The sequence below is a fragment of the Providencia sp. wls1914 genome, from assembly GCF_009706645.1.
Classification (GTDB): Bacteria; Pseudomonadota; Gammaproteobacteria; order Enterobacterales; family Enterobacteriaceae; genus Providencia; species Providencia zhijiangensis.
The window spans coordinates 1,128,021-1,154,886 of sequence record NZ_WLUN01000016.1 but is presented as its reverse complement, the minus strand read 5'-3'; the positions used below and the strand labels follow the sequence as shown (position 1 = coordinate 1,154,886).

Genomic DNA, 26,866 nt, shown 5'->3' with positions numbered 1-26,866 from the left:
CCGTTTCGTACTGATATGGCCTAAGTTTGTTGCTCAATTTTTCGAGCGACAATCAATGACTTATTTAACTTGCATACCCGGCTGTGCACCATTATCTGGGCTCAGTAGGTAAATATCTTTACCACCAGGGCCTGCTGCCATCACCATACCTTCAGAGATACCAAAGCGCATTTTACGTGGGGCAAGGTTTGCCACCATCACGGTTAAACGACCTTCCAAGACTTTTGGATCTGGGTAGGCACTACGGATGCCAGAGAATACTTGGCGAGTCTCACCACCGATATCTAACTGTAATTTCAGCAGCTTATCTGAACCTTCAACAAATTCTGCTTGTTTTATCAGCGCAATGCGCAGGTCAATTTTAGCGAAATCATCAAAAGTGATGGTTTCTTGAATTGGGTCATCTGCCAGAGGGCCTGTCAGTTGCTTCGCTGGCTGAGCACTTTGCTTTGACGCTTCTACCATCGCTTCCGCTTTCGCTAATTCGATACGGTTGAATAGTGCTTTAAATGGCGCTACGTCGTGATTCAGTAATGGCGTATTGATGGAATCCCACGTTAATTCAACTTTCAGGAACTCTTCCACGCGCTTGGTTAAGCTTGGCAGAATTGGTTTCAAGTAAGTCATTAATATGCGGAATAAGTTGATGCCCATCGAGCAGATATCTTGCAGCTCTTGGTCTTTACCTTCTTGTTTCGCAACGACCCAAGGCGCTTTCTCATCCACATAGCGGTTTGCAATATCCGCTAATGCCATAATTTCACGCACAGCTTTGCCGTATTCACGGTTAGTAAAATCGTCACCGATCACTTTTGCCGCATCAACAAATTGTTGGTATAGCTCTGGCTCGGCTAAGTTTGCGGATAATTTTCCAGCAAAACGTTTAGCAATAAAGCCTGCGTTACGTGATGCTAAGTTCACCACTTTGTTTACGATATCGCTGTTCACACGCTGTACGAAATCTTCTAAATTCAAGTCGATATCGTCGATGCGTGAAGAGAGTTTCGCTGCATAGTAATAACGTAGGCAGTCAGCATCGAAATGGTCTAAGTAAGCGCGAGCGGTAATAAATGTGCCGCGAGACTTAGACATTTTTGCACCATTAACGGTGACATAACCGTGAACAAACAGGTTAGTTGGTTTACGGTAGTTGCTGCCTTCTAACATGGCTGGCCAGAATAGGCTATGGAAATAGACGATATCTTTACCGATAAAGTGGTAAAGATCCGCTTTAGAATCTTTATTCCAGAATTCATCAAAGTTTAAATCGCTGCGTTTGTCACACAGGTTTTTAAACGAGCCCATATAGCCGATTGGCGCATCCAGCCAAACGTAGAAATATTTACCCGGTGCATCTGGAATTTCAAAGCCGAAATACGGGGAATCACGGGTGATATCCCACTGTTGCAAACCAGATTCAAACCATTCTTGCATTTTGTTAGCCACTTGCTCTTGCAGTGCGCCAGAGCGAGTCCATGCTTGCAGCATGTCGCTAAATGCAGGTAAATCAAAGAAAAAGTGTTCAGTTTCACGGATAACTGGCGTTGCACCTGAAACCACTGAGCGTGGGTTAATCAGGTCAGTTGGGCTATAGGTTGCGCTACAAACTTCACAGTTATCGCCGTATTGGTCTTCCGCTTTACATTTCGGGCAAGTACCTTTGACGAAACGGTCTGGCAGGAACATGCCTTTTTCTGGGTCGTAAAGCTGTGAAATGGTTTTGTTTTTAATAAAACCATTGCTTTTTAATTTGCCGTAAATCAGTTCAGATAACTGTTTGTTCTCTTCGCTATGGGTTGAGTGGTAGTTATCGTAGCTAATCTGGAAGCCTGCAAAATCGTCCTGATGCTCTTGGTTCATTGCAGCGATCATGTCTTCAGGCGTGATGCATAATTGCTGAGCTTTTAGCATGATCGGTGTTCCGTGCGCGTCGTCAGCACAGATGAAATGAACCTCTTTGCCGCGCATTCGCTGATAACGGACCCAAATATCAGCCTGAATGTGCTCCAGAATATGACCGAGATGGATTGAACCGTTAGCATATGGTAACGCACAGGTTACCAGTAATTTATTCGCGACTTGAGACATAGTAACTTTCTTACTTCCATTATTAATAAAGGGTCTTTGATGTTAACCGATCAATAAAAATGTCGCTAGGGCAATAAAATATTAATCGGCAATTATTAGGAAAAAACGCTAGGTGGAAACAAATTTTTACTGTTTGTGGTTTTTCATTCGCTAGGCGGTCACTATTTTTTTCGTTCTCTGCTATCATGCAACGTAGTCAAAAATGTGTAGTTACAAAAAAGAAAATAAAGGAGCCGGGATGAACGATAAATCCCCCGAGCAGAACAAACCAGAACTGCTGACTGAACAAGTCTCCACTGTTTTGGCTTCATTTACACACCCAACTCTCAAGCGCAATCTGATTTCAATCAAAGCATTGCATCGTTGTGCGCTGTTGGACAATGTGTTGCATGTCGAATTAGTTATGCCATTTGTCTGGAAAGGCCCATTCCAAACGCTGATCAGCGAAAAAACAGCTGAGTTAAAGCAATTGACGGGTGCTCACGCCGTAGAATGGAAATTACGCCACGATATTACCACTCTGAAGCGTGCCAATGATTTACCAGGCATCAACGGTGTACGTAATATTCTTGCGGTGAGTTCAGGTAAAGGCGGTGTGGGTAAATCCAGTACTTCCGTGAACTTAGCGTTAGCGTTAGCGCAAGAAGGCGCAAAAGTCGGTATCCTCGACGCGGATATCTACGGTCCTTCAATTCCGAATATGCTGGGAACGACACTGGAGCGCCCAACGTCTCCAGATGGTCAGCACATGGCACCGATTATGGCGTATGGCTTAGCTACTAACTCCATTGGTTACTTAGTCACTGACGACAACGCGATGGTATGGCGTGGTCCAATGGCGAGTAAAGCTTTGATGCAGATGCTGCAAGATACGCTATGGCCAGATCTGGACTATCTCGTTATCGATATGCCACCGGGAACGGGTGATATCCAACTGACTCTGTCACAAAATATTCCAGTGACAGGTGCAGTGGTTGTGACCACCCCGCAAGATATTGCCTTAGTAGATGCGATGAAAGGGATTGTCATGTTCAAAAAAGTGAACGTGCCAGTGCTGGGTGTTGTTGAAAACATGAGCGCACATATTTGTAGTAATTGTGGTCATGTGGAGCCTATTTTCGGTACCGGTGGTGCAGAAAAATTGGCTGAGAAATACAACACTAAACTGCTAGGTCAGGTTCCGCTGCATATTTCATTACGTGAAGACTTAGACCGTGGTCAGCCAACCGTAATGCGCGACCCTGAAGGCGAGTTCGCTGATATCTATCGCGAAATTGCGTCTAATATCTCTGCATTGATGTATTGGGAAGGGGATAAGATCCCGACGGAAATCTCTTTCCGCGCCGTGTAATTAAATGGCATCGATAAAGGCTATTTGGTCAGTAATGACTAAGTAGCCTTTTTTATTGCCATAAAATCCGATTCTTTGATTGTTCTGATTTATTCTCAAACTGTTCCTTTATTGTTGTAGGCTGCGTAGAATGACGCATAAGTGAATTTCCTAGCCTGAAAATTAACGATATAGAAAATTCAGTCTTTATTCCGTTGGCGAATGCCTAAAAGGTGATTATGAAATTTTTAATTTTTATTGTCGTATTGGTGCTGATTGTTATTTATTTTTATAACCGCATCGTTGCATTACGTGAAGCAGTCGTTTCTAGCGAAACTGAGATCTCTGTTCAATTAGATCGCCGCGGTAAAGTTTTTGATAGCTTACTGGCGACGGTCAAAAAATATTTAAGCCATGAAACAGAAGTCTTCACTAAAATTACAGAGCTCAGAAGCCAAGCACAAAATGCGACGGGGGATAAAGCTCGTGAAGCGGAAGATGCGCTGTCCAAAATGGTTAGTAGCGGTGCCATCAATGTGGCAGTTGAAGCGTATCCAGAGCTAAAATCTGATGCGATCATGGCAAATTTACAAGAAGAGATCGTCTCTTCTGAAAATAAACTCTCTTTTGCTAAACGTGGTTATAACCGTTCATTAGAAACTTATAATGCGTATATCGCTTCTATGCCTGCTGCATTAATTGTTGGCATTATTCCTAGCTTGAAAATTAATAAAGAATATTGGCGTTTAGACGAAGCAGACATCAAAACTGAAGAGTCTCGCCGTATTAATTTCGATTAAATGGATGTTGCCATTGGCAGGGTTTTATTATGGATTTTAGAAACGTTATACGTAAAAACAATATCCGTACTCGGTTAGTTGTGTTGAGTTATATTGTGTTGATGCTAGTGATAGGTTTGCTTGCGGATACCGCAACCCATCCAGATGAGAGAATGGATTTTACCTCGAACCTGATAGCATTTGCGACATTACAACAACTGCCTGTGGCAACCTTTATTATTCTTGGTCTGACATTTCTAGGTTTACTTTATATTCATTTCTTTGGGCATAAATTGATGCTTGCAGGAATGAATGCGAAGGAAATCACCCAAGAAGGGGCTTCAACCCCGGAAGAAAGACAGCTATTCAATATTTTGGAAGAGCTGAGCTTAAGTGCGACATTAGGTTATGTACCGCGCCTGTATATTTTAGATACTGACGAACCTAATGCATTTGCGGCTGGCTGGAATTCTCGTAATGCTTTAGTCGGCGTCACGCGTGGTTTATTACAAACGCTAAATCGCCAAGAAGTTCAAGCGGTAATGGCCCATGAAGTGGGGCATATTATCCATGGTGATTCAAAATTAACGCTGTATGTGGGGATTTTAGCGAATGTTATTTTGACGGTAACGAACGTTTTTGCTCAAGTGTTTATTCGCTCAGCAGGACGCAGCCGCAATAATTCAGCGAATAAAGCACAAACCATTTTATTATTGATGAATATCGTGTTGCCAATCATTACCAAAGTACTCTATTTTTATTTATCGCGTACCCGTGAATATATGGCGGATGCGGCAGCGGTGGATTTAACTTCTGATAACCAAGCAATGATAAGTGCCTTGAAGAAAATTTCAGGGGATCATCAAAAGCATGATTATGATGATGAAAGCACCGGACAGGCATACAGACAGGCGGCATATATTTTTAACAAGGGTGATTCTGTATTTTCAACGCATCCTTCCATAGAGAACCGAATTGCGGCTTTGGAAGGGCGTAAACAGTTTTAAACTTATTGCGAAGCTTGCGCTTTGAAGAATAAAAAATTGGGTGCGTTTTTTTATCAGTCTTTGACGAGATAGACTGGTACAGCGCACCATTACACCCTATAATTCCCGCCAACCATAACACTATGATGTTATGCACTTCATTTCTAAAATTTTTAACCAGGTTACCATTTTATGACTGACACATCGCATCACTGTACCATTGTAGGTATATCGGGCGCTTCTGCATCTGGCAAAAGCCTAATTGCAAGCACCTTATATCGGGAGTTAAGAGAAAAGGTTGGTGATCATAATATCGGTGTTATTCCAGAAGACTGTTACTATAAAGATCAAACAGATATTCCAATGGAAGAACGACTCAAAGTGAATTACGACCATCCAAATTCAATGGATCACAGTTTACTTTATGAACATCTCAAAGCACTGAAAAGTGGTCAAGCCGTCGAAATTCCTCAGTATGACTATGTCGCTCATACTCGCAAACAGCAAACCGTCAGTTTTAAACCAAAAAAGGTCATTATTATTGAAGGTATCCTATTATTAACAGATAAGCGTTTACGCGAAGAGATGGATTTTTCTATTTTTGTTGATACACCGCTGGATATCTGCTTAATGCGCCGTATCAAACGTGATGTTAATGAAAGAGGAAGAACATTAGACTCGGTTATTGAGCAGTACAATAAAACGGTTCGTCCAATGTTCTTACAATTTATTGAACCATCGAAGCAATATGCCGATATTATCGTACCTCGTGGCGGTAAAAACCGTGTGGCGATTGATATTTTGAAAGCGAAAATTGGTGAATTCTGTCAGGACTGATAGCATCAAATATCACCAGCGATAAGCTGCCATGAATATATAAAATAATGAAGGGGGAAAGTGATCATGCGTCTTTGTGACCGCGATATAATTCAGTGGATGGATGAAGGTCGACTTGTTATTAGCCCACGTCCACCGATTGAACGGATCAACGGAGCGACTGCGGATGTTCGTCTTGGGAACCAATTTCGTGTTTTTCGTGGACATACTGCAGCATTTATTGATCTCAGTGGACCAAAAAATGAAGTCAATGCGGCATTAGACCGTGTGATGAGCGATGAAATTGTTCTTAAAGATGACGAGCCTTTCTTCCTTCACCCTGGTGAATTGGCTCTGGCGGTTACGCTAGAATCCGTCACACTACCCGATAATTTAGTTGGTTGGTTAGATGGGCGTTCTTCACTGGCAAGGCTTGGACTAATGGTTCATGTCACAGCCCACCGGATTGATCCAGGCTGGCGTGGTCAAATTGTGTTAGAGTTTTATAACTCAGGTAAGTTACCTTTAGCATTACGTCCAGGCATGGTGATTGGTGCACTGAGCTTTGAACCGCTATCAGGCAGTGCAGACAGACCTTATAACAGCCGACAAGATGCAAAGTATAAAAACCAACAAGGTGCTGTTGGTAGCCGTATTAGTCAAGACTAATACAGCAAGATAGCGAACGGCCTCTTCTATGGAGTTTGAAGAGGTCTGCAATCGCTAGCGTCAAGGAATGACAGGCGAAAGATGTGACAAATAAAGTAAAAGAGAGGGATGCATGAAACGGTTTTTAACGACGCTGATTATTTTACTTGTGGTGGTAGTAGCGGGGCTAACAGCTTTAGTGATGTTAGTGAATCCGAATGATTTTAGAGGCTACCTCGTTCAACAAGTTGAGAAAAAAAGTGGTTACCAACTTGATTTCAAAGGTGATATGCGTTGGCATGTATGGCCAACACTGAGCATCATTACTGGCCCAGTCTCAGTCACAGCACCTAACGCCAGCCAGCCTGTTTTAAGTGCTGAAAATATGCGCTTAGATGTGGATTTATGGCCGTTAATCTCCCATCGATTATCTGTTGAACAAATTGTCATTGATGGCGCAGTCATTCGCAAAACACCTGAAAGTGAACCCATTGCGACGGTTAACACCCCAGTTGCCCCCGGCGGCAGCCAAGTACCTACTGACACAACAGATAAAAGCCAATGGTTACTCGATATCAGTAAAATTGATATCACGAATAGCTTAGTTATCTGGCAAACATCAAAAGATGAATACAACCTACGCAATATTAATCTATCACTGAAAAAAAGTGATAATAAACAAGTTGCGATGAAATTCAGCGGTAATTTAAATAAAAACCAACAAGAATTTAATTTTGATATTAAATCAGATATCGATTTATCTAAATTATCTCAGCAGGTAAGTGGAAAAATCACGCAATTTGATTACCAACTCAGTGGTGTTGATTTACCAGAAAATGGTATTAGTGGAAAAATCACCTCAGATTTCCTGTATACAAAAGCTAACTCAGGGGAGATTAGTCTTGAAAATCTCGCCATTCAGGCAAATGACAGCCAATTAGCAGGCACCATCAGTATCAATTTAACCGATATTCCTGATGTAACGGTGAATTTATCCTCGCCTACTTTGAATCTCGATACGTTAATTGGGCAAGCTCCCGCTCCCGGCAAATCAAATACAGTCAGTGCAGCTTCAGAAAATACCGTCAGTAATAATGAGCGTGTAGGAGTCAAACCAGTGATTTCTGGTTCCAACATGCAGAAGTATGATTTAACGGGGCTGAACGGGTTTACCGCCCAATTTAATGTCTCAATGGATACGCTGATTTACCGCGGTATGTCGATGACCGGGGTAAAAATTAAGGGTGATAACCAAACACCACGTTTAACCATTTCTCAGTTAGAGGGTAATGCGTTCGGTGGGCAATTCTCACTGCCTGTCACCATTAACTACAGCGCTATTCCTGCGCAGGTTTCGGCAAAACCTGTATTTAATAATATTAATCTTACTCCGGTATTAAAGGCATTTAGTATGCCTGAAAAACTGAGCGGGATTATCTCATTAAATGCCGCATTATCCGGTATTGGCTACGATGATTATGCGGTTAAAAATCAGTGGCAAGGGCCGGTTAATTTTGAACTACGCAGCGCTAAGTTGGCGGATTTAAATATTCCGCAATTGATCCAACAATCGGTGTCCCGTTTCACTAATAAAATCAATATGCCAACAGATACCAACAGCTTTACCGAAGTGGATTTATTCACTGTGTCGGGATATCTCAATAAAGGCAATATGAATATTTCCGCTCTTAAAGCAACGTCTTCACTGCTGAGTATTACTGGGCAGGGGCGTGTGAATATTCCAAAAGAAACCATCGATGTTAATTTAGGCGTAAATATTCTCGGTGGCTGGGCAGGGGATTCGCGCTTAGTTCAGCAGTTACGTAGTATGAGTATTCCACTACGTATTTATGGCGGTTGGAATAACTTACAGTACCAATTGGATGTGGAAAAATTACTGCGTAATGAGCTACGAACTCAAGCTAAAGAAGCTATTGGTAGCTTTTTGAAAAAAGAAGAAAATAAAGGGCTAAATGATTTATTGAATGCGCTTTAGTCATCATTAAAGAGCCGCCCATAGATGGATATAAACATGTGGGCGGTCTTTTAATCACTAATGGCGATAATTAGGTATAACCGTTCTCTATTCTGTCCTTCAGTGCTTGGTTTTTTTCTGTTATTTTCTCAAGATTACTTTTCACACCTTGTGTAGAGTTGGCGTCTTCCATCTTCTTATTGATGTATCCCAGTTTTCCTTCAGCTTTAACAATACTCGGTGCAGTCGCATTAATTTTGTTATTCAGTTCATTAATTGAAACTTGCTTAGATTTATGATGGTTGTAACTGGAAATATTTAACTTATCTTGATATTCAGTGACTTTATCTTGTAATTTGTAGAATTGAGAGCTTAGGTCACAGGGTGAGTTCCAGCGAGCGCTATTCGACATAATCGCCTTAATATTGGCACGGATCTCTTGTATGCCTGAATTGATCTCTTTCTTTAGGCTAGTGATATCTTTCAAATGAACGGTTTTTTGATCCGTGGTGATGATTCTTACATGTTTAGCCTTTTTAGGGGAAGAGGTATCACTGGTCGAGTTCGCCGTCTTCAAAATAGATTTAGGCATAGGGGTAGAGTCATTATTGACGCTTTTAGCCGAACGTGAAAATTCAGTGACATTGCCTTTAGGGTCGGTCGTACTCATACGGCGAAGTTGAACCGCCGGAGTATGATTAGTTGTGATCGCCTTCATGATGGATGCTCTCATTAAAAGTTAATTATTAAACTATTTAAATTATTCAATGAGCGAATGATTTTTTCTTTAAAAAAACGCGGTTACATTTGAGTAAGATGCATTTCCCCTCATTACGGGCAAAAAAATACCGGCTCAATATTAAGATAAAGGCCGGTATTTAGAATGTATTAATCGTGACTAGTTTTAGTCACACATTGTCTTAATCACACATTGTCTTAATCACACATTGTATTAAGCCAGATTAGTCATCCACATAATCGTAGCCATCGCCCACAGGTGCAGGTGGTGTAATCAAGACTTTATTAACGCGATGGCTATTTACCTCAAGAGGTTGGAAAATACAGCCATTGATTTCGACTTGCTCACCCACTTCAGGAACGCGTTGTAAATGTTCCATTAAAAGACCGGCAATCGTTTCATACTCACGCTTATCATCCAGCTCCATTGGGATATACATAATTAAATCTTCCAGTGGCATAAAGCCATTGGCAATCCATGTACCATCATCCAATTTTTGAATGTCATGGCGGGAGTCATTTTCTTCGTCGCCAACCGGTAAATTACCTGCGATAGTTTCCATTACGTCTGTTAATGTCACGATACCTTCGACTGAACCAAATTCGTCCACAACGAAAGCAAAGTGTGTATGAGCTTTTCGGAACTGTTCTAACGCTTTTAACAGTGATAAACCTTCAGGGAAGATAAGTGGCTGGGTGACCAGCGCACGTAAATTCAGTTGTTCACCACTAAGCTGCTGTTTGACGAGATCTAAGACATACACCACACCAATTGGGTCATCGCCGATACTTTCATCAACCACAACAAAACGTGAGTGTGGATTTTTCTCCATCAACTCAATCAGTTCAGATGAGGATTTATTAATATCCAGATAATCTACGTCATGGCGGGACGTCATAATACTTTCGACGTTGCGTTGCGCCATACCCAATACACGAGCAATCATTAAGCGCTCTTGTGGATCAAATACGGATTGATTATCGGAGATTAAATCAGAGGTTCTTGCGTCTAATTCACCACGCTCAGTTTTGCCACTTAAAATACGTAAGACAGCCTCTGCGGTACGTTCACGTAGAGGACGGCTACCTTTTAAGAATTTACGGCGGTTAAACTGCGCAAACTGGTTGAGCATCTCTATCATGATAGAGAAACCAATTGCCGCATACAGATAACCTTTTGGAATGGCGTAACCAAAACCTTCAGCCACAAGGCTGAAACCAATCATCAGCAAGAAGCTTAAACATAAAATGACGATGGTTGGGTGCGCATTAACGAAGCTAGTCAGTGGTTTACTTGCCCAGATCATTAACATCATGGCGATAGTCACCGCTGCAACCATAACGCCGATATGGTCAACCATACCGACCGCAGTGATCACGGAGTCCAATGAGAACACCGCATCTAATACGATAATTTGCGCGACAACCGCCCAGAAATTGGAGGTTTTACGTTGATTGTTGGTATGCTCGTCCTTTCCTTCTAACCGCTCATTTAGCTCCATAGTGGCTTTAAACAAGAGGAATATCCCCCCGATAAGCATTATCAGGTCTCTGGCGCTAAATGGATGCTCAAATAGAGTTAGGATAGGTTGGGTCAGCGTGATCAACCATGAAAGGCTGAATAATAGAATGATACGCATTACCAGGGCACACGTTAACCCTGTGATACGAGCTCTATCACGCAGTTTAGCTGGGAGTTTATCGGCCAGAATGGCGATAAAAACGAGGTTATCAATACCAAGAACGATTTCAAGAACGATTAGGGTAGCTAAACCCGCCCAAATCGAAGGATCTGCGATCCATTCCATACAGTTTGTTTTACCTTCTGATATGACGGCTTATACCGACTGGTGAATAATGAGGTTTGTTGACCTAAATATCAATAAAAATTCATTCAAGTAGCGTGATATTTGGCAAAAAATGATTCGATTAGTTTATCGATTGCATCAATAACTACCATGGAGCAGCATCCTGAGTTAACATGTGATCCCGTTAACAGAATGTCAGCACAATCGAGGCTGACTTGGTCCTAATCAGACAGGAGTTTTTCATGTCAAAGCAGCAGATTGGTGTTGTCGGAATGGCGGTCATGGGTCGCAACTTAGCCCTGAACATCGAAAGTCGCGGTTATTCAGTCTCTATTTTTAACCGTTCAAAAGATAAAACTGATGAAGTCATTGCCGAAAATCCAGGGAAAAAATTAGTTCCCAACTACACGATTGAAGAGTTTGTCGACTCTCTGGAAAAACCACGCCGCATCCTGTTGATGGTTAAAGCGGGTGAAGCAACGGACAAAACCATTGCTGCATTAACGCCACATTTAGACAAGGGCGACATTTTAATCGACGGTGGTAATACCCTGTATAAAGACACAATCCGTCGTAATCGCGAACTGTCAGAACAAGGATTCAACTTCATCGGTACAGGTGTTTCCGGTGGTGAAGAAGGCGCACTGAAAGGCCCTTCAATCATGCCTGGTGGACAAAAAGAAGCATACGAATTAGTTGCCCCAATCTTAAAAGAGATTGCAGCGAAAGCGGAAGGTGAACCGTGTGTAACTTACATCGGTCCAGACGGAGCTGGTCATTATGTGAAAATGGTTCACAACGGTATCGAATACGGTGACATGCAATTAATCGCTGAAGCTTACTCTTTATTAAAAGGTTCTCTGAACCTGAGCAATGAAGAGCTGGCGGAAACGTTCTCTGAGTGGAACCAAGGCGAACTGAGCAGCTACCTGATTGAAATTACAGCGGATATCTTCAAGAAAAAAGATGAAGAAGGTAAATATCTGGTAGATGTGATTTTAGATGAAGCGGCTAACAAAGGTACCGGTAAATGGACTAGCCAAAGTGCTTTAGATCTTGGCATCCCACTGACTTTGATCACTGAATCTGTCTTTGCGCGTTATATCTCTTTCCTGAAAGACCAACGTGTTGCTGCATCTAAAGTTTTAACTGGTCCAGTACTGAAAACGGTTGAAGGCGATAAAAAAGTCTTTATTGAGAAAGTACGCCGTGCACTTTACTTAGGTAAAATCGTTTCTTACGCTCAAGGCTTCCAGCAATTGAAAGCAGCGTCAGATGAGTACAACTGGGATCTGAACTACGGCGAAATCGCGAAAATCTTCCGTGCTGGCTGTATCATCCGTGCGCAGTTCCTGCAAAAAATCACTGATGCATACAATGATAACGCGCAGATCGCAAACTTACTGTTAGCACCTTACTTCAAGCAAATCGCAGATGAGTACCAACAAGCTCTGCGTGATGTAGTCTGCTACGGCGTTCAAAACGGTATCCCAACACCAACATTCTCAGCGGCTATTTCTTACTACGATAGCTACCGCTCAGCGGTACTGCCTGCGAACTTAATTCAAGCGCAGCGTGACTACTTTGGTGCTCATACTTATAAACGTACTGATAAAGAAGGCGTTTTCCACACTGAGTGGATGGAATAAAGATAAACCGTTAGGTTATCTTCCATAAGTGAAAAAAGGTGCTCAATTGAGCGCCTTTTTTATTTCTAGCTTTTTATACACTTTCAGACTTCGAGTATTTCTTTCCTCACGCTTTTCCCGTTGAATACTCTGACAAAAAATAGACTAAAAAAACAAAGTAGGTATTCCACAGCATGAAAGCCAAAATAATTATTCTTACAGTATTCGGCATTATTTTTATTTTATCTTGTGCATTTATATCCGGCATCGTGCTTTCTATGAACAAAGAGCCTAGTTCTGAGCTCCGCCATAATGGTGAGAAGCTCGGCTACAGTATTTACACCATTTATAATGATAAAGTGTATGCGAGTGTTCCAAGTAATGGCGATTATCTGATAGAGAATGCAGACCCTTCTAGCTTTACGTTATTACCTGAAAGTTCGCGTTATGAGCAGCAAGTGGCATTAGATAAAAATCATGTTTATTGTGGAAATTTAGCAATCCCTGCATTTAATCCTAACAGCGTGATAATCGTGGGGAATGACTATTTTACCGATGGAAATCAGACCGTATATTGCTCAATGGGCTCAGTAAGAAATTATGACCTTTCAACAATGGATGAATTATTTCAGTCTTGGTTATATGGTTGGGATTTAGGGAGTAAACCGCAAACCTATATTTATCCGATGAAGCCACTTCCCGCATCATCGACGCCATATCAAGCATTATTATCACGTTATTTGGCAACTGACGGGCAGCGTGTTTTTTATAAAGGCGAATATATGCCGGATGCTGATCCTGCGACCTTACAGGATATTGGTACGGTACAAGATGATAACTCTGTACGAGATAGCCTTCATTTTTACCGTGATAATCGGAACGTCTATTATGACCAATATAAATTGCCAATAAAGAGTCATTCTGGTTTATACAGCTTGATATTGGATGGGTTATTTCAAGAAGGTTATTTGATTGATCCGGAATCTGGCAATGTGGCGATGAATGATATTTTATTTCCTGAGCAGCATGCTCCTTACCAGCTAATAAGCCGTAATGGCCAGCATGTGAATCAAGCGTTATTTCTCTCTAAGGATGGCGTATTTTTCTATCATAGAGAAAAAGAAACTATTGTTCGCGCGGGAGCGAATCCATTTATTGACGGTGAATTAAAAGAAATTGCGCCTTTAGTGTTCACTCATAATAACCAAACGTATTATCTACAGGATTCCGAGATTTGGGGAACCAATAAAAATCCGGGGTTAATTTCACGGAGTACAAAAATTTATCGTTTCAATGAGACGAATAGCGCACCATGGGAAAAGGTGGGTGATTTAGATAATCGCAGATTTGGTCAGGTATGGAAAAAAGGGGATGAATATTATTATTTTGATAATTTAGGCTCCACTCAATTAATTCGATATACCATTTATCGGATTGATAACCAGCGTACCGTGTACCGTTTATTGAACGAAAAGTTATTACCAAGAGATATTCGTGTCTTGATTGATAATGATGATTTACAGCCGATAAGAGGCACCGAAGAGGTTCATGCAATTACCAAGTATCGATAAGATTCGATATCTATACAGAAATTCTGATATTATCGATAGCCATTTTCGAAATCGCTATCGATAACTCACCTGCTCAGAATCGGTCATATGCATAAATTTCTCGCTTTATTATTACTTTTAGTCCTATTAGGGCCTCTTGGGATAGATCTGTATTTACCGACTATTCCAGCTATCGCTAAAGATTTAGGGAGTAGCGAGTCTATAATCCAATCGACCATCGGATTATTTATTTTAGTCTTAGGGATTGGGCAGCTAATTTCTGGACCATTAGTCGATAGATTTGGTCGTAAGCCTATCGCTATCATTGGGTTAGCTATTTATCTAGCAGGCTCCATTGTGGCCGCATTTTCAACGACGGCAGGGTTATTTATTGCTTCCCGGCTGTTACAAGGAGTGGCTGTGTGCTGCACCTCTGTAGTGGCATTTAGTTGTGTCCGTGACCGTATGAATGGCACAGAAGCCGCGAGAGCATTTGGTTTTTTAAACGGAACACTCAATATTGTGCCCGCCTTGGCGCCTTTATTAGGGGGATTGCTGGCGGAAGCATGGGGATGGCGAGCGCCATTTTGGTTCTTGGCGATTTACGCTGTGGCAATTTTCTTGCTGATTCTATTTTTCCTACCAGAAACGCGCCCAGTCAGTTTACTGCAGGTTAAAAAGCTTCAATTTAAGAGCTATTTTCGAATTTTAACCAGCGAGCATTTTTTGATTTTTGCATTGGTAAATGCCGGCGCAATGGGCATGGCACTGACGTATGTCTCTCTAGCCCCTAGCGTATTAATGGGGGATGCAAAGCTATCGCCTCTCGCATTTTCGATTGTCTTTGGTGTTAATGGTTTCTGGATCATGCTGGCGAGTTATATCGCGAATTACTGCATTCGAAAAATGGGGCGTCCAGCGTGTTTATCAATCGGTAGTGTCATGATGGCACTTGGTTGCATCGGCTTATTATTCGGTTTGATGGTACTTTCACCTGAAATGCAAACCCATTGGTTAGTGTATATGTTGCCGGTTGCCTGCGCGTGTACAGGGCTTGCCTTTATGATGGGCACGGCGACAAGCTATGCGTTAGAGCCATTTGGCAATGAAGCTGGGGCGGCATCAGCCCTCGTGGGGTTTGTGCAAATGGCGGGTGGTGCTGTATTAGGGTTATGTGCAATTGCGTTACCGATAGCACCGAAATTGTCCCTTGCTCTAGTGATGCTAGCGGGATGTATTTTCGGATTAATTGCAAGAAAAACCAGTATAAAACGCGCTGCCATAATAGAGAAAATAGAGTAATCGTTATGGTTAATAATCCATTATTAAAGCAGCCGAGGATCGGTTAGCGGTGATGTAGTGTGAACGCAATTACATCGCCATAGAATGCGTTCTATGGTAATAAAATACTGATTTAAAGGTTATTTACCATGAAAAATAAACATTGGTCGAAAACGCAGTTATTACATGAAGTTGTTAAAAATCCCAATATCCATCTTAAAGGACGCCACAGTTATTATAGTGATTGTTGGGATGGCGGTTTTGAACAGTCTGTCGTGCGTTATTTACAAGGCGATGAACAGAGCCGAGATTGGCAATTAGCTTGGGATATCGACCAACTTTATATTGGCGATTATGTGTGTATTGGGGCGGAAGCCGTTATTTTGATGGGGGGAAATCATACCCATCGATTAGATTGGTTCTGTTTGTACCCTTTTCTTGAATATATTGAAGAGGCCTATATTGGTAAAGGTGATACCATTATTGGCGATGGCGTTTGGATTGGAATGCGGGCATTTATTATGCCGGGCGTTCAAATAGGGGAAGGTGCGGTGATTGCGGCAAACAGTGTCGTGGTTAAAGATGTGGCGCCTTACACCATTGTTGGTGGTAACCCTGCAAAGCCAATTAATACGCGCTTTTCCCCTGATGTAATCGAGCAATTATTAGCGTTGAAGATCTATGAATGGCATGAAGATAAATTCGAAGCATTGAAAGTGTTTATTTGCAATTCGGATTTTCAGGCCTTAAGAGAGGCTAGCGAGCAGTATGACGAAACTCATTAATCGGGAATAGTGCTTAAAATCTCTTTTTTCAATTTGAAGGGTTATCGCTCGATAGCCCTTTTTAGGATTAATTACCCATCATTTTGTGACTACCTTGGCTTATTTATTACCATAATACGAGTACGTTAATTAGGCAGTAAAGTGTTAGGTTTGCTCATGCAGTATCAAACTCATGCAGTTTTAATTTGAGTCAACGCCTATGAAAAAATTAACTTGTCGTATTTTTCATTTATTGGCTTCTCATCGTTGTATTTTGTTGTTTCCCATTATTAGTAGCTGTTTTTCCTCTTTTCTTTATGCTTCCTCGGAAAAAGCGGTCGCATATCCTGCACCGATTAATATTAGTCAGATTGAAATCAAATATAATGATCAACTGGATTACCCTGAGATAATTGGCAACATCACGAATGTTTCAAATGTTGTTTTATATCAGACCTATATTAGATTTGAGCTACTGAAGGATGGCGTGTTTATTGGGGAAACAAACCATAGAGTGACGAGTTCAATTAAGCCAAAACAAACGGTAAATTTTATTGTTACTATTCCAGATTATGATGTTATACCCAATGAGCAGATTGTTGTTGAAACCATCGCTGCCTATTATTTGGATAAACCGCGTTGAGTGTCATTTAGGAGCCAGCTGATGATGGAGGCTCCTAATCAATCAGTGTGATGAGTTATTCATCATTTGTGCGAATAAACTCGACTAAAGTGGGTGAAGCGATACGCTGGTAATCTTGGGTATTGAGAATAATTGAGCGTTCTAGGCTCCCCGCATTAAATGCGAGTTCATCAAAGCGGGTGAACAGGTAGGGATCCGCGATAAGCTTCAACGATGGATGAAAGCTAAATGGCGGGATAGCGCCGAAAACACAATGGGTGAGTTCATCGACTTCCTTTGGGCTAGCTAATGAGGCTCGAGTACCGCCAATGGCTTTGGCAATCTTACCTAAATCCGCTTGTTGATCAGCAGGTAAGATGGCTAAAACATGCTGGCGAATGCCATTTCCTTTCACATGACAGACTAACCCTTTAGCACCTTGACCTAGCTGTGTGCCGCGGATTTTTGCCACTTCTTCAGATTTCCCCGCAGTTGGATGCTCCATCACGCGATATTTTGCATTTTGGCTATTCAGTAATTGGGTTAACTGTGTAAAAACGTCATTGTCAGACACAATGAGCTCCTTCAAAAGTCCACATCAAATGAAGGGAATGATAGCAAGTTCAGAGAGAGAAACAATGACGAGAGAAGAAAGTAAGGGCAGCTATCATAAAATAGTTACCCTTAAGCAAGTTATTGATGACGTTCTTTCAAACGCTTGATAATAGCAGTTAAATCAAGGTCTTGATCTTGAAGTAAAACCATTAAGTGGTACATCAAATCGGCGGCTTCGTTGGTTAATTCTTCACGGTCATTAACCGTGGCAGCGAGTGCGGTTTCAACGCCTTCTTCACCCACTTTTTGTGCAATACGCTTGGTGCCGCTAGCATACAGGCGGGCAGTATATGAACTTTCTGGGGAGGCATTTTTGCGCTCTTTCAGTAAGGTTTCTAATTCATATAAAAAACCCCATTCGCTTTGAGCCGGCGCAAAGCAGCTGGTGGTACCGTTATGGCAGGTTGGGCCATCAGGCAGAGCCATGGCAAGCAGCGTATCGTTATCGCAGTCAGCAACAATATCCACCAAATTCAGAAAATTGTTGGAGGTTTCCCCTTTAGTCCACAAACGTTGTTTGGTGCGAGAGAAAAAGGTGACTTTACGGCTCTCTAAAGTCACTTTCAGCGCTTCTTGGTTCATATAACCCAACATGAGAACATCACCAGAAATAGCGTGCTGAACGATGACGGGCATCAGGTTATCGACTTTTTGCCATGCAAGCTGATTACATTGTTCTGTGGTTAACATACTCTTATTTGAACTCCATTTTCTGCTAAGTACTGCTTTAAGTCACCGATGTTAATAATCTGCTTGTGGAACACCGAAGCGGCTAAAGCGCCATCGACGCCAGCGTCAGTAAAGGCGTCTAGGAAGTGGATTTTTTCCCCTGCGCCGCCGGAGGCGATCAGTGGGACTTGGCACACTTCACGAACTTTTTTCAGTTGTACCAGATCGTAACCTTGGCGTACACCGTCTTGGTTCATCATATTGAGCACAATTTCTCCGGCGCCACGCTGCTGAACTTCTTTCACCCAATCAAGGGTTTTCCAGCGAGTTTGGGTGGTGCGTTTTTCATCGCCAGTGAATTGATAAACCAAATATTCATTGGTTTGGGCATCAAACCACGTGTCAATACCGACCACAATACACTGAACGCCAAAGCGATCAGCCAAGCGGCTAATCAGTGTAGGGTCGGACAGTGCAGGGGAGTTGATAGAAATTTTATCCGCCCCAAAAGAGAGGATTTGCGCGGCGTCCTCGACACTTTTGATCCCACCCGCAACGCAGAATGGAATATCAATCACTTCCGCCACTTTGGCGACCCAGCTTTTATCAACAACACGACCGTCAGACGAGGCGGTAATATCATAGAAAACTAATTCGTCGGCCCCTTCTTGGGCATAGCGTTGAGCCAGTGGGACGATATCACCGATGATTTCATGATTGCGAAATTGAACCCCTTTAACCACTTGTCCGTCACGGACATCCAAACAAGGAATTATGCGTTTTGCCAGCATTGGATTGCCTCCGTTACGGTAAATTTGCCTTCTAATAGCGCGCGACCCACAATTACGCCTGCTGCGCCAGAAGCTGGTAGTGCGGCGATATCGTTTAAATTACCAATTCCACCAGAAGCTTGTACCTCTATATCAGGGAATTTTTGGCTGATTTCGCGGTATAAATCCACATTGGAGCCCGCCAGCGTGCCATCTTTGGAAATATCGGTACACAGCACATGTTTTAGACCATAAGGGCGATACATTTCAATGGCTTGCTCAAGAGATAAGTTTGAGTTTTCTTGCCAACCACTAATGGCAATCTCTTTGATACCTTGAGCATTAATACGCACATCCAGCGCCAGTACGATAGCGTCGCCACCATAACGTTGGAACCATGTTTTGACTAACTCTGGTTGGGTCACTGCCGTCGAGCCAATCACCACGCGCGTTGCCCCTGCGTCTAATAGTGCTTTGACGTCGTCTTCGGTACGAATTCCGCCGCCCACTTGGACGGGAACTGTAACGCCTGCCAGCAGTTTTTTCAGCAGTGGGATTTGGCGTTTTTGCGGATCTTTCGCCCCAGTCAAATCCACTAAGTGCAGCAGTTTTGCCCCTTGTTTTTCATAATCTTGTAAGCGAGGAAGCGGGTCGGTGCCGTAGTCTGTCTGTTTGGCGTAATCCCCTTGATGTAAACGCACCACGGTGCCATCAATTAAATCTAATGCTGGAATAATCATGGTTTTTACATCTCCAAGAAGTTTTGGATCAAGCGAGCACCCGCAGCACCCGAACGTTCTGGGTGGAACTGCACGCCATAGTAATTATCTTTATTCACGGCACTACTAAACAGGTTGCCATATTGTGTTTGCGCGATGGTGTTGGCGGAAATAGGCATTGAATAGCTGTGTACGAAATAAAAATAGGCATCGTCGCTAATCCCCTTAAACAGAGGATTGCCCGCGAGTGCTTTCACTTGATTCCAGCCACTGTGAGGGACTGGTAAGCCGTTTGCATCCATTTTGCGAACGGGGCTGTCGATTAACCCCAACAGTGGAATTTCTGTTTGACCTTCTTCACTGATACTGCCGAGTAATTGCATCCCCAAGCAGATACCTAAAACGGGTTGAGTTAGCGCTTTAATTAAAGGGATAAGTTCACGCTCAGCCAGTTTTTCCATAGCGGCGCTGGCAGTGCCAACTCCCGGCAGAAAAACTTTGTCTGCTTGTAAAATGGTGTTGGTGTCGCGGCTCACAGTCGGCTCATAACCTAGGCGTTTAACGGCATAGGCGACGGACGCTAAGTTTGCGCAGCCAGTATCGAGGATCACAACCTTCATTACAGAACTCCTTTAGAACTTGGCAAGGTATCCCCTTCAACACGGATAGCTTGGCGTAAGGTACGACCAAAAACTTTGAACAGGCTTTCCGCTTTGTGGTGATCGTTTTTCCCTTTCGTTTTCAGGTGTAGCGTGCAGCCCATCGCGTAGGATAACGAACTGAAGAAGTGCTCGATCATTTCAGTGCTTAGGTCACCTACGCGCTGATATTTAAATTCTGCTTTATATTCAAGGTGTGGACGCCCCGAAATATCCAGTGCACAGCGTGCTTGGCATTCGTCCATCGGTAATACGAAACCGAAACGGGCAATGCCGCGTTTATCACCAAGTGCGACGCGCAGCGCTTCGCCGAGTGCTAGGCCTGTATCTTCCACAGTGTGGTGATCATCAATGAACAGGTCGCCATTAACTTCAATGCGTAAGCGGAAGCCGCCGTGAGTAGCGATTTGGTCTAGCATGTGGTCAAAGAAGCCAACGCCTGTATTGATTTTGCTGCCGCCTTCTTGGTCAAGCCACACTTCTACTTGGATGTTGGTCTCTTTGGTTACGCGTTCGACTAAGGCATAGCGGTTACGTTTAGTGAGTTGGTTGGTGATGGTATTCCAATCCAGTTCTTTGGCGCTGTAGCGTAGCCCTTTGATGCCCATATTTTGAGCGAGCTGAATATCTGTCTCGCGGTCGCCGATGACATAGCTGTTTTCGATATCGAGAACACCGTCGTTGAGGTAGCTTTCCACCAGCTTGGTTTTTGGCTTGCGACAGTTGCAATTGTCTGCAGGCATGTGTGGACAAATCAACACGTCATCAAAACGGATGCCTTGAGATTCAAACACCTGCATCATTAAATTGTGAGGCGGATCAAAATCTTCTGTCGGGAAGCTCTTGGTGCCTAAACCGTCTTGGTTGGTGATCATCACTAAGCGATAATTGGCTTTTTGCAGTGCTAATAGGCTTGGAATGACATCATTTTCAAAGGCGAGCTTACTGAGGCTATCCACTTGATAATCTGTCGGTGGTTCGGTAATTAATGTTCCATCACGGTCGATAAAAAGAATTTTCTGGCTCATGACTATTTCCTAATTAGCAAAGTGCTTTAATCGCTTCAATAACACGGACGTTTTCAATTTCGGTACCAATGGTGATACGCAGGCAGTTGATCAGCCCCGGCTGCTTGCTTTGATCGCGTAAAATAATGCCTTGATCCCACAGAGCTTTAAACACTTTAGCGCCGTCGGTAAAACGCACCAAAATATAGTTGGTTTCACTTGGGTAGACGGTTTCGACAACCGATAAGTCACGCAAAGCTTCTGAAAGCGCAATACGATTTTCGCGAATTTCTAACACGCGTTTTTTCATGGTGGCGATGCCATCAGCATTCAGGGCTTTTTCCGCTATCAGCGCCACAGGGGTAGAGAGCGGATAAGGGGCGATGACTTTTAGTAAGACTTCAATCACTTCAGGGGATGCCAAGGTAAATCCACAGCGTAACCCTGCTAGCGCAAATGCTTTTGATAAGGTTCTTAAAATCACTAGGTTCGGGTATTTGGCAAGCCAGCTCGCGACGCTGAATTCTGGGCAAAATTCAATATAAGCTTCATCGACCACCACCAGCGCGCGGCCTGCAGCCATTTCTAATACTTCCAGCAGCGCTTGGTTATCGATGATGTTGCCCGTTGGGTTATTTGGGCTACAGATGTAAATCAGTTTGGTATTCGATAAGTTTTCGCGGATAGCGGTGACATTCAGTGACCAGTCGGGTAACGACAGAATTTTTTTTTGTTCTACACCAAAGGTTTCCGCACTGACGCTGTACATGCCATAGGTTGGCGGGCAGAACATCACTGCGTCTTTACCGGGCTCGCAAAATGCACGAATTAATAATTCGATAGATTCATCAGCGCCACGGCACACTAAGACTTGTTCAGGTGATAACCCTGCATAGGCCGCATAGTTGTTAATCACGCCAGCAGGTTGCGCCTCTGGGTAACGATTAAGATTACGTTCAATAAACTGATAATCCGGTGCTGTTGGGTATTCGTTGGCATTGAGCCATACATCCCCATTTCCCCCAAGACGACGGGCGGACATATACGGGGTCATTACTTTTACATTTTCGCGTGCAAGGCTGGCTGCGTTAAACGTCTGGCTCATGGTTCACTCCTGATTTTGTTTTTTTAGTTCGGTGACTCGTAAGGTAACGGCGTTTTTGTGGGCAGTTAGCTGTTCTGCTTGCGCCAAGGTTTCTATGGTGTTGGCTAATCCTAATAACCCTTGAGCCGACAGTTTTTGTACCGTCATTCTTTTCATAAAATCGGCTAAGCCAAGGCTTGAATAGGTTGATGTGTAACCATAAGTTGGTAATACGTGGTTGGTGCCGGAAGCGTAATCCCCCGCGGATTCTGGCGACCAATCCCCAACAAACACCGATCCTGCACTGGTGATAGATTCCACCAAATCATCGGCATTGCGAGTTTGCAGAATTAAGTGTTCAGGCCCATAGCGGTTGCTGATTTCAACACATTGGTTGATAGAGTCCGCGATGATTACACGGCTTGCACTGAGGGCTTCACGCGCAATAGATGCACGAGATAACACCGCAAGTTGCTTTTCGGTCTCTTCAATGACGCGCTGAGCAAACTCTGCGTTATCGGTGAGCAAAATCACTTGAGAATCTGGCCCGTGTTCCGCTTGAGATAATAAATCCGATGCCGTAAACGCAGGGTTTGCTTGGCTATCGGCAATCACCAACACTTCAGATGGCCCTGCTGGCATATCAATGGCCGCACCTTGGTAGCTTTGGCTAACTTGGCGCTTGGCTTCAGTGACATAGGCATTGCCAGGGCCAAAAATTTTATCAACGCTCGGAATGCTTTGGGTACCAAATGCCATCGCAGCAATGGCTTGGGCACCACCGACTTGGAAAATGTCAGTGATACCGCACAGTTTGGCTGCATATAAAATTTCGTCTGCAATCGGTGGCGGTGAGCAGAGAATAATGTTGCGGCATCCGGCGATATTCGCAGGCGTTCCCAACATCATGACCGTAGAGAGCAACGGTGCGGAGCCACCGGGAATATACAGCCCGACAGAATCAATCGGGCGGGTCACTTGTTGGCACACCACGCCTGCTTGAGTTTCAACGGTGATCGGCGCAGGTTTTTGGGCTTCATGGAAGCGGCGAATATTGCCAATCGCTGTGTTCATTGCCGCTTTAATGTCATCGCCAAGGCGAGCTTGGGCTTCATCAACGGCTTCTTGTGAAACACGAACAGAGGCAATGTCTGTTTTATCAAAACGTTGGCTCAGGGCGATGAGGGCCGCATCTCCCTCTGTACGCACTTGGTCAATAATTTGACTGACTGCGGCGCTAATGTTGCCAGAGGCGGCAATAGCAGGGCGCATCAGTAAAGCTTCTTGCTGCTCTTCAAGGCAGTCTGACCAGCGAATTGGTTGATTGAATCCCAGTTCCATGGCGAATTACTCCATCATTTTTTCAATTGGTAAAACAAGAATTGAACTTGCGCCCAAGGATTTCAGTTTTTCCATGGTTTCCCAGAATAGAGTTTCTGAGCTGACCATGTGCATTGCAACACGGCTTTGGTCACCTGCTAATGGCAGAATAGTTGGGCGCTCGGCTCCCGGCAGCAGTGCGATGATCTCTTCGAGTTTTTCACCTGGAGCATGCAACATAATGTATTTTGATTCGCGCGCTTGGATAACCCCTTGAATACGGGTCATCATACGGTCAATTAACTGTTGTTTATCGGCGGACATTTCACCGTCACGCTGGATTAAGCATGCTTTTGAGCGGTAGATGACTTCCACTTCTTTTAAGCCGTTTGCTTCAAGGGTTGCGCCTGTAGAAACGAGGTCACAAATGGCATCGGCTAAACCAGCGCGTGGCGCGACTTCTACAGAACCGTTCAGTAAGCAAGATTTAAATGTCACGCCTTTTTCATCAAAATAACGTTTTAGTAGGTACGGGTAAGAGGTGGCGACACGGGAACCATTCAAGCATTCTGCCCCGGTATAATTGAAGTCTAATGGCGCAGCTAGAGAGAGGCGGCAGCCACCAAAATCAAGGCGACGTAATGTTGTAAATTGTGGATTTTCACCGCGAGCTTGGCGGCTTAATACTTCTTCTTCCAGTACGTTTTCACCAATAATACCGAGGTCAACAACACCGTCCATTACCAGCCCCGGGATATCGTCATCACGTACACGAAGTAAATCAATAGGCATATTTTCTGCATAAGCAATCAGTCGCTGCTGTTGTAAATTGATTTTAATGCCGCAGCGAGCAAGTAGCTCTCTTGACTCTTCGCTTAGACGTCCTGATTTCTGTATTGCGATACGTAAACGTGATTTGTCCAACATAATTTTGCTCCACATCCCTAAAATATCTTTTTGATTAATAATAAAAAAACCCTCGGAAGATAATCTTCCGAGGGTTTTCTCAATTCGCATTTCAGCCACCGGAAGAGTCGTTGATCGTCTTCCAGCACACATCGCCCGAAAGACTAATCAGGATGATGGTGATGATGATGGTTGCGTGAAATACGAGTCATAATAGCTTCCGTTTAGTTATTTGGATAATTGCTTAAACATTCAATACTAATCAAGCTATCCGATTTCATACTATGAATGCAACCCTTTTTTTCAAAATAACTCATAATAATTAGTTCCCGGTTTTTTATAGTGATTAATCCCTTGGAAAATAGCTTCGGAAGTTGAATGATTTTCAGCTAATCTATGAGGCAATGAAGTCATCACTTTCTCAGTATGCGGGACAGTAATATGAAAAAAATTGCCATTATTGGTTTAGGTTGGTTAGGCGTTCCTTTAGCGAGTCGTTTGATGGCGCAGGGAATGACGGTCGCGGGAACGAAAACGAGTTTGGATGGTGTTGAAGCTGCCAAAAGGGTTGGTATTGACTGTTATCAATTGCAACTGACGCCAGAATTACAATGCGATACTGATGATTTGAGCGAATTAATGGAGGGGGCGGATGTGATGGTAATTTTATTACCACCATCGAAAGTCAGTCTCTCAGAGTATATTGTCGCTATTGAGCAGTTAGTTGATAGCGCAATTAGTTATCAAATTCCTCGGGTTATCTTTACATCATCCACTTCTGTCTATGGTGATGTGGATGGTGTTATTGATGAAGGTGCGCCATTACTTGGCGAAACCGCCTCAGCACAAGCGTTAATTGCAGTTGAACAATGGCTTCATGACTTACCTAATATTCGAGTGGACGTGCTGCGATTAGCTGGTTTAGTGGGTGAAAAACGTCATGCAGGACGATTCTTAGCCGGGAAACAGCAAGTCAAAGGGGCTAATCAGCCAGTTAATATGGTGCACCAAGATGATGTGATCGCCGCAATTCTGTTGTTGATCCAGCAATCCAATGGTGGGCATACCTATAATTTATGTGCTCCTGACCACCCGACTCGTCAGCAGTTTTATACCCAATCTGCAACGACTTTAGGCTTAACTCCACCTGAATTTGCGGTTGAAGAGAATGAAGCTGAAGGGAAAACAATCGATGGAAATCGTATTTGCCAAGAAATGGGTTTTGAGTATGAGTTTACCCACCCACTTTATATGCCGATGAGTTAAATAAAAGCCGTGGCGCTCAATACGAACGCCACGCTAAATGCTTATTTGATAGGTAACATCACAATTTCTTGGAATGCAGGGCGTTTGGCCAATGTTTGATACCAGCGCTCTAAATGAGGAAATTCGGGGCGCTCTGTCACAATTTCATGCCATGGGTAGAACAGTGGCGCGATGGCGATATCCGCAATACCAAATTTATCTCCGCTAAAATAGGCCTGAGTCGCCAGAGCATCATCCGCAATTTTCAGCAGTTTTTCGATATTTTGATAAATGATTTTGGCTTGAGCTGGATCTCTATCCGCTTCAGGAACGCGAACGATTTTGTTCATCATCTGCTTGATATGGTCAAATAAATTAGCGCTACTCCAATCCATCCATTTATCTGCCGCCGCTTTTTCCTGTAAATCACGGGCTAACAATAGGTGAGAGTGATCATATTTTTCCGTAAGGTAACGTAAAATTGCATTGGATTCCCACAGGGTAAAGCCTTCATCCTGTAAAGTTGGAATTGTGCTGTTTGGATTCATTTTCTTATATTCAGGTGTATCAACACCACCGAATGGGCCACCAACATCTTTTTGATTATAAGGAATATTCAGCTCTTTCAAGCACCACAGTACTTTTTTTACGTTTGAAGAGTTAGTACGTCCCCAGACAGTTAACATTGGAATCTCCCATGACTATGTTTTAACTTAAAGACGGTATTTTTGACCTAAACAAGATAGATGAAATTAATGAATTGAGAAACTTTATTATTTATTAATTGCGGTGGTCATCATCACTTATTTTGTTTAGGGTATGGGGGGATTTTGATAAACGTAATATTTTGCAGTATCTC

The 26,866-nt window shown here is 43.2% G+C and carries 22 protein-coding genes, 3 pseudogenes and 1 other annotated feature; of the genes and pseudogenes, 12 read left to right on the top strand and 13 right to left on the bottom strand.

Annotation, left to right across the window (positions count from 1 at the left end; all coding sequences use genetic code 11):
• Positions 1 to 60: 60 nt before the first annotated feature.
• The gene (gene metG / locus GKR74_RS16195) at positions 61 to 2,088 is read right to left on the bottom strand and encodes a methionine--tRNA ligase (RefSeq protein ID WP_154604355.1); all 2,028 of its coding nucleotides are present in this window, start codon (positions 2,086 to 2,088) and stop codon (positions 61 to 63) included.
• A gap of 238 nt (positions 2,089 to 2,326) precedes the next feature.
• Here metG and apbC point away from each other — a divergent pair, with 238 nt between their 5' ends.
• From apbC to asmA, 6 genes and pseudogenes are all read left to right on the top strand, one after another.
• A complete protein-coding gene (gene apbC, locus GKR74_RS16190) occupies positions 2,327 to 3,439 on the top strand; it encodes an iron-sulfur cluster carrier protein ApbC (RefSeq protein WP_006662269.1) in 1,113 nt (370 codons plus the stop codon).
• Between the two features lie 218 nt (positions 3,440 to 3,657).
• Positions 3,658 to 4,218: a LemA family protein gene (locus tag GKR74_RS16185; protein ID WP_006660137.1), complete on the top strand. Its 561-nt coding sequence runs from the start codon at positions 3,658 to 3,660 to the stop codon at positions 4,216 to 4,218.
• A 29-nt stretch (positions 4,219 to 4,247) separates the two neighbouring features.
• Positions 4,248 to 5,204 carry a zinc metalloprotease HtpX gene (gene htpX / locus GKR74_RS16180; RefSeq protein ID WP_154604354.1) on the top strand — a complete coding sequence of 319 codons (957 nt, stop codon included), beginning with the start codon at positions 4,248 to 4,250 and terminating at the stop codon, positions 5,202 to 5,204.
• A 171-nt stretch (positions 5,205 to 5,375) separates the two neighbouring features.
• Positions 5,376 to 6,023, top strand: a pseudogene (gene udk / locus GKR74_RS16175) (uridine kinase).
• A gap of 63 nt (positions 6,024 to 6,086) precedes the next feature.
• Entirely contained in the window at positions 6,087 to 6,668 is a 582-nt protein-coding gene (gene dcd, locus GKR74_RS16170) for a dCTP deaminase (RefSeq protein ID WP_154604352.1), read from the top strand.
• Positions 6,669 to 6,780: 112 nt separating this feature from the next.
• Positions 6,781 to 8,643: an outer membrane assembly protein AsmA gene (asmA, locus tag GKR74_RS16165; RefSeq protein ID WP_154604351.1), complete on the top strand. Its 1,863-nt coding sequence runs from the start codon at positions 6,781 to 6,783 to the stop codon at positions 8,641 to 8,643.
• A gap of 70 nt (positions 8,644 to 8,713) precedes the next feature.
• On the opposite strand, the gene GKR74_RS16160 is transcribed toward asmA, so the two are convergent.
• Entirely contained in the window at positions 8,714 to 9,340 is a 627-nt protein-coding gene (locus GKR74_RS16160; protein WP_154604350.1) for a hypothetical protein, read from the bottom strand.
• A gap of 244 nt (positions 9,341 to 9,584) precedes the next feature.
• A complete protein-coding gene (locus GKR74_RS16155) occupies positions 9,585 to 11,168 on the bottom strand; it encodes a TerC family protein (protein WP_154604349.1) in 1,584 nt (527 codons plus the stop codon).
• A gap of 242 nt (positions 11,169 to 11,410) precedes the next feature.
• On the opposite strand from GKR74_RS16155, the gene gndA reads away from it, so the two are divergent.
• From gndA to GKR74_RS16130, 5 genes and pseudogenes are all read left to right on the top strand, one after another.
• Positions 11,411 to 12,817 (top strand): NADP-dependent phosphogluconate dehydrogenase, encoded by a 1,407-nt coding sequence (gene gndA, locus GKR74_RS16150; protein WP_108478980.1) that lies wholly within the window; start codon positions 11,411 to 11,413, stop codon positions 12,815 to 12,817.
• 173 nt (positions 12,818 to 12,990) lie between these two features.
• A complete protein-coding gene (locus tag GKR74_RS16145) occupies positions 12,991 to 14,367 on the top strand; it encodes a DKNYY domain-containing protein (RefSeq protein WP_154604348.1) in 1,377 nt (458 codons plus the stop codon).
• Between the two features lie 87 nt (positions 14,368 to 14,454).
• Complete coding sequence (locus GKR74_RS16140; protein ID WP_154604347.1) at positions 14,455 to 15,648, top strand: multidrug effflux MFS transporter; 1,194 nt, start codon at positions 14,455 to 14,457, stop codon at positions 15,646 to 15,648.
• A gap of 128 nt (positions 15,649 to 15,776) precedes the next feature.
• Positions 15,777 to 16,412, top strand: a complete 636-nt coding sequence (locus GKR74_RS16135) for a CatB-related O-acetyltransferase (RefSeq protein ID WP_154604346.1) — start codon at positions 15,777 to 15,779, stop codon at positions 16,410 to 16,412.
• 199 nt (positions 16,413 to 16,611) lie between these two features.
• Positions 16,612 to 17,112 (top strand): annotated as a pseudogene (locus GKR74_RS16130) (FxLYD domain-containing protein).
• On the opposite strand, the gene GKR74_RS16125 reads toward GKR74_RS16130, so the two are convergent.
• The 9 genes and pseudogenes from GKR74_RS16125 to hisG form a co-directional block, all read right to left on the bottom strand.
• Positions 17,090 to 17,518: a YbaK/prolyl-tRNA synthetase associated domain-containing protein gene (locus GKR74_RS16125; RefSeq protein WP_230089182.1), complete on the bottom strand. Its 429-nt coding sequence runs from the start codon at positions 17,516 to 17,518 to the stop codon at positions 17,090 to 17,092. The pseudogene GKR74_RS16130 and the gene GKR74_RS16125 sit on opposite strands and share 23 nt — an antisense overlap.
• Positions 17,519 to 17,706: 188 nt before the next feature.
• A complete protein-coding gene (gene hisIE / locus GKR74_RS16120; RefSeq protein ID WP_154604343.1) occupies positions 17,707 to 18,318 on the bottom strand; it encodes a bifunctional phosphoribosyl-AMP cyclohydrolase/phosphoribosyl-ATP diphosphatase HisIE in 612 nt (203 codons plus the stop codon).
• On the bottom strand, positions 18,312 to 19,088 hold the full coding sequence (gene hisF / locus GKR74_RS16115) for an imidazole glycerol phosphate synthase subunit HisF (protein ID WP_154604342.1): 777 nt from the start codon (positions 19,086 to 19,088) through the stop codon (positions 18,312 to 18,314). The genes hisIE and hisF overlap by 7 nt, the downstream gene beginning before the upstream one ends.
• Positions 19,070 to 19,807: a 1-(5-phosphoribosyl)-5-[(5-phosphoribosylamino)methylideneamino]imidazole-4-carboxamide isomerase gene (gene hisA, locus GKR74_RS16110; RefSeq protein ID WP_154604341.1), complete on the bottom strand. Its 738-nt coding sequence runs from the start codon at positions 19,805 to 19,807 to the stop codon at positions 19,070 to 19,072. Before hisA ends, hisF begins: the two co-directional genes overlap by 19 nt.
• 5 nt (positions 19,808 to 19,812) lie before the next feature.
• Positions 19,813 to 20,406, bottom strand: coding sequence for an imidazole glycerol phosphate synthase subunit HisH (gene hisH, locus GKR74_RS16105; protein ID WP_154604340.1), 594 nt, complete (start codon positions 20,404 to 20,406; stop codon positions 19,813 to 19,815).
• A complete protein-coding gene (gene hisB, locus GKR74_RS16100; protein WP_154604339.1) occupies positions 20,406 to 21,473 on the bottom strand; it encodes a bifunctional histidinol-phosphatase/imidazoleglycerol-phosphate dehydratase HisB in 1,068 nt (355 codons plus the stop codon). Before hisB ends, hisH begins: the two co-directional genes overlap by 1 nt.
• A 13-nt stretch (positions 21,474 to 21,486) precedes the next feature.
• Positions 21,487 to 22,557 carry a histidinol-phosphate transaminase gene (gene hisC, locus GKR74_RS16095; RefSeq protein WP_154604338.1) on the bottom strand — a complete coding sequence of 357 codons (1,071 nt, stop codon included), beginning with the start codon at positions 22,555 to 22,557 and terminating at the stop codon, positions 21,487 to 21,489.
• A 6-nt stretch (positions 22,558 to 22,563) separates the two neighbouring features.
• Positions 22,564 to 23,877, bottom strand: a pseudogene (gene hisD / locus GKR74_RS16090) (histidinol dehydrogenase); the annotation flags it as partial.
• Positions 23,878 to 23,883: 6 nt separating this feature from the next.
• Complete coding sequence (gene hisG, locus GKR74_RS16085) at positions 23,884 to 24,783, bottom strand: ATP phosphoribosyltransferase (protein WP_036952018.1); 900 nt, start codon at positions 24,781 to 24,783, stop codon at positions 23,884 to 23,886.
• 40 nt (positions 24,784 to 24,823) lie between these two features.
• Positions 24,824 to 24,951: a sequence feature (His leader region), on the bottom strand.
• Between the two features lie 252 nt (positions 24,952 to 25,203).
• Here hisG and GKR74_RS16080 point away from each other — a divergent pair.
• On the top strand, positions 25,204 to 26,028 hold the full coding sequence (locus tag GKR74_RS16080; protein WP_154604336.1) for an SDR family oxidoreductase: 825 nt from the start codon (positions 25,204 to 25,206) through the stop codon (positions 26,026 to 26,028).
• A gap of 41 nt (positions 26,029 to 26,069) precedes the next feature.
• Here the strand turns inward: GKR74_RS16080 and GKR74_RS16075 are convergent, their stop codons facing one another.
• Positions 26,070 to 26,693 (bottom strand): glutathione S-transferase family protein, encoded by a 624-nt coding sequence (locus GKR74_RS16075; protein ID WP_154604335.1) that lies wholly within the window; start codon positions 26,691 to 26,693, stop codon positions 26,070 to 26,072.
• Positions 26,694 to 26,866: the final 173 nt, after the last annotated feature.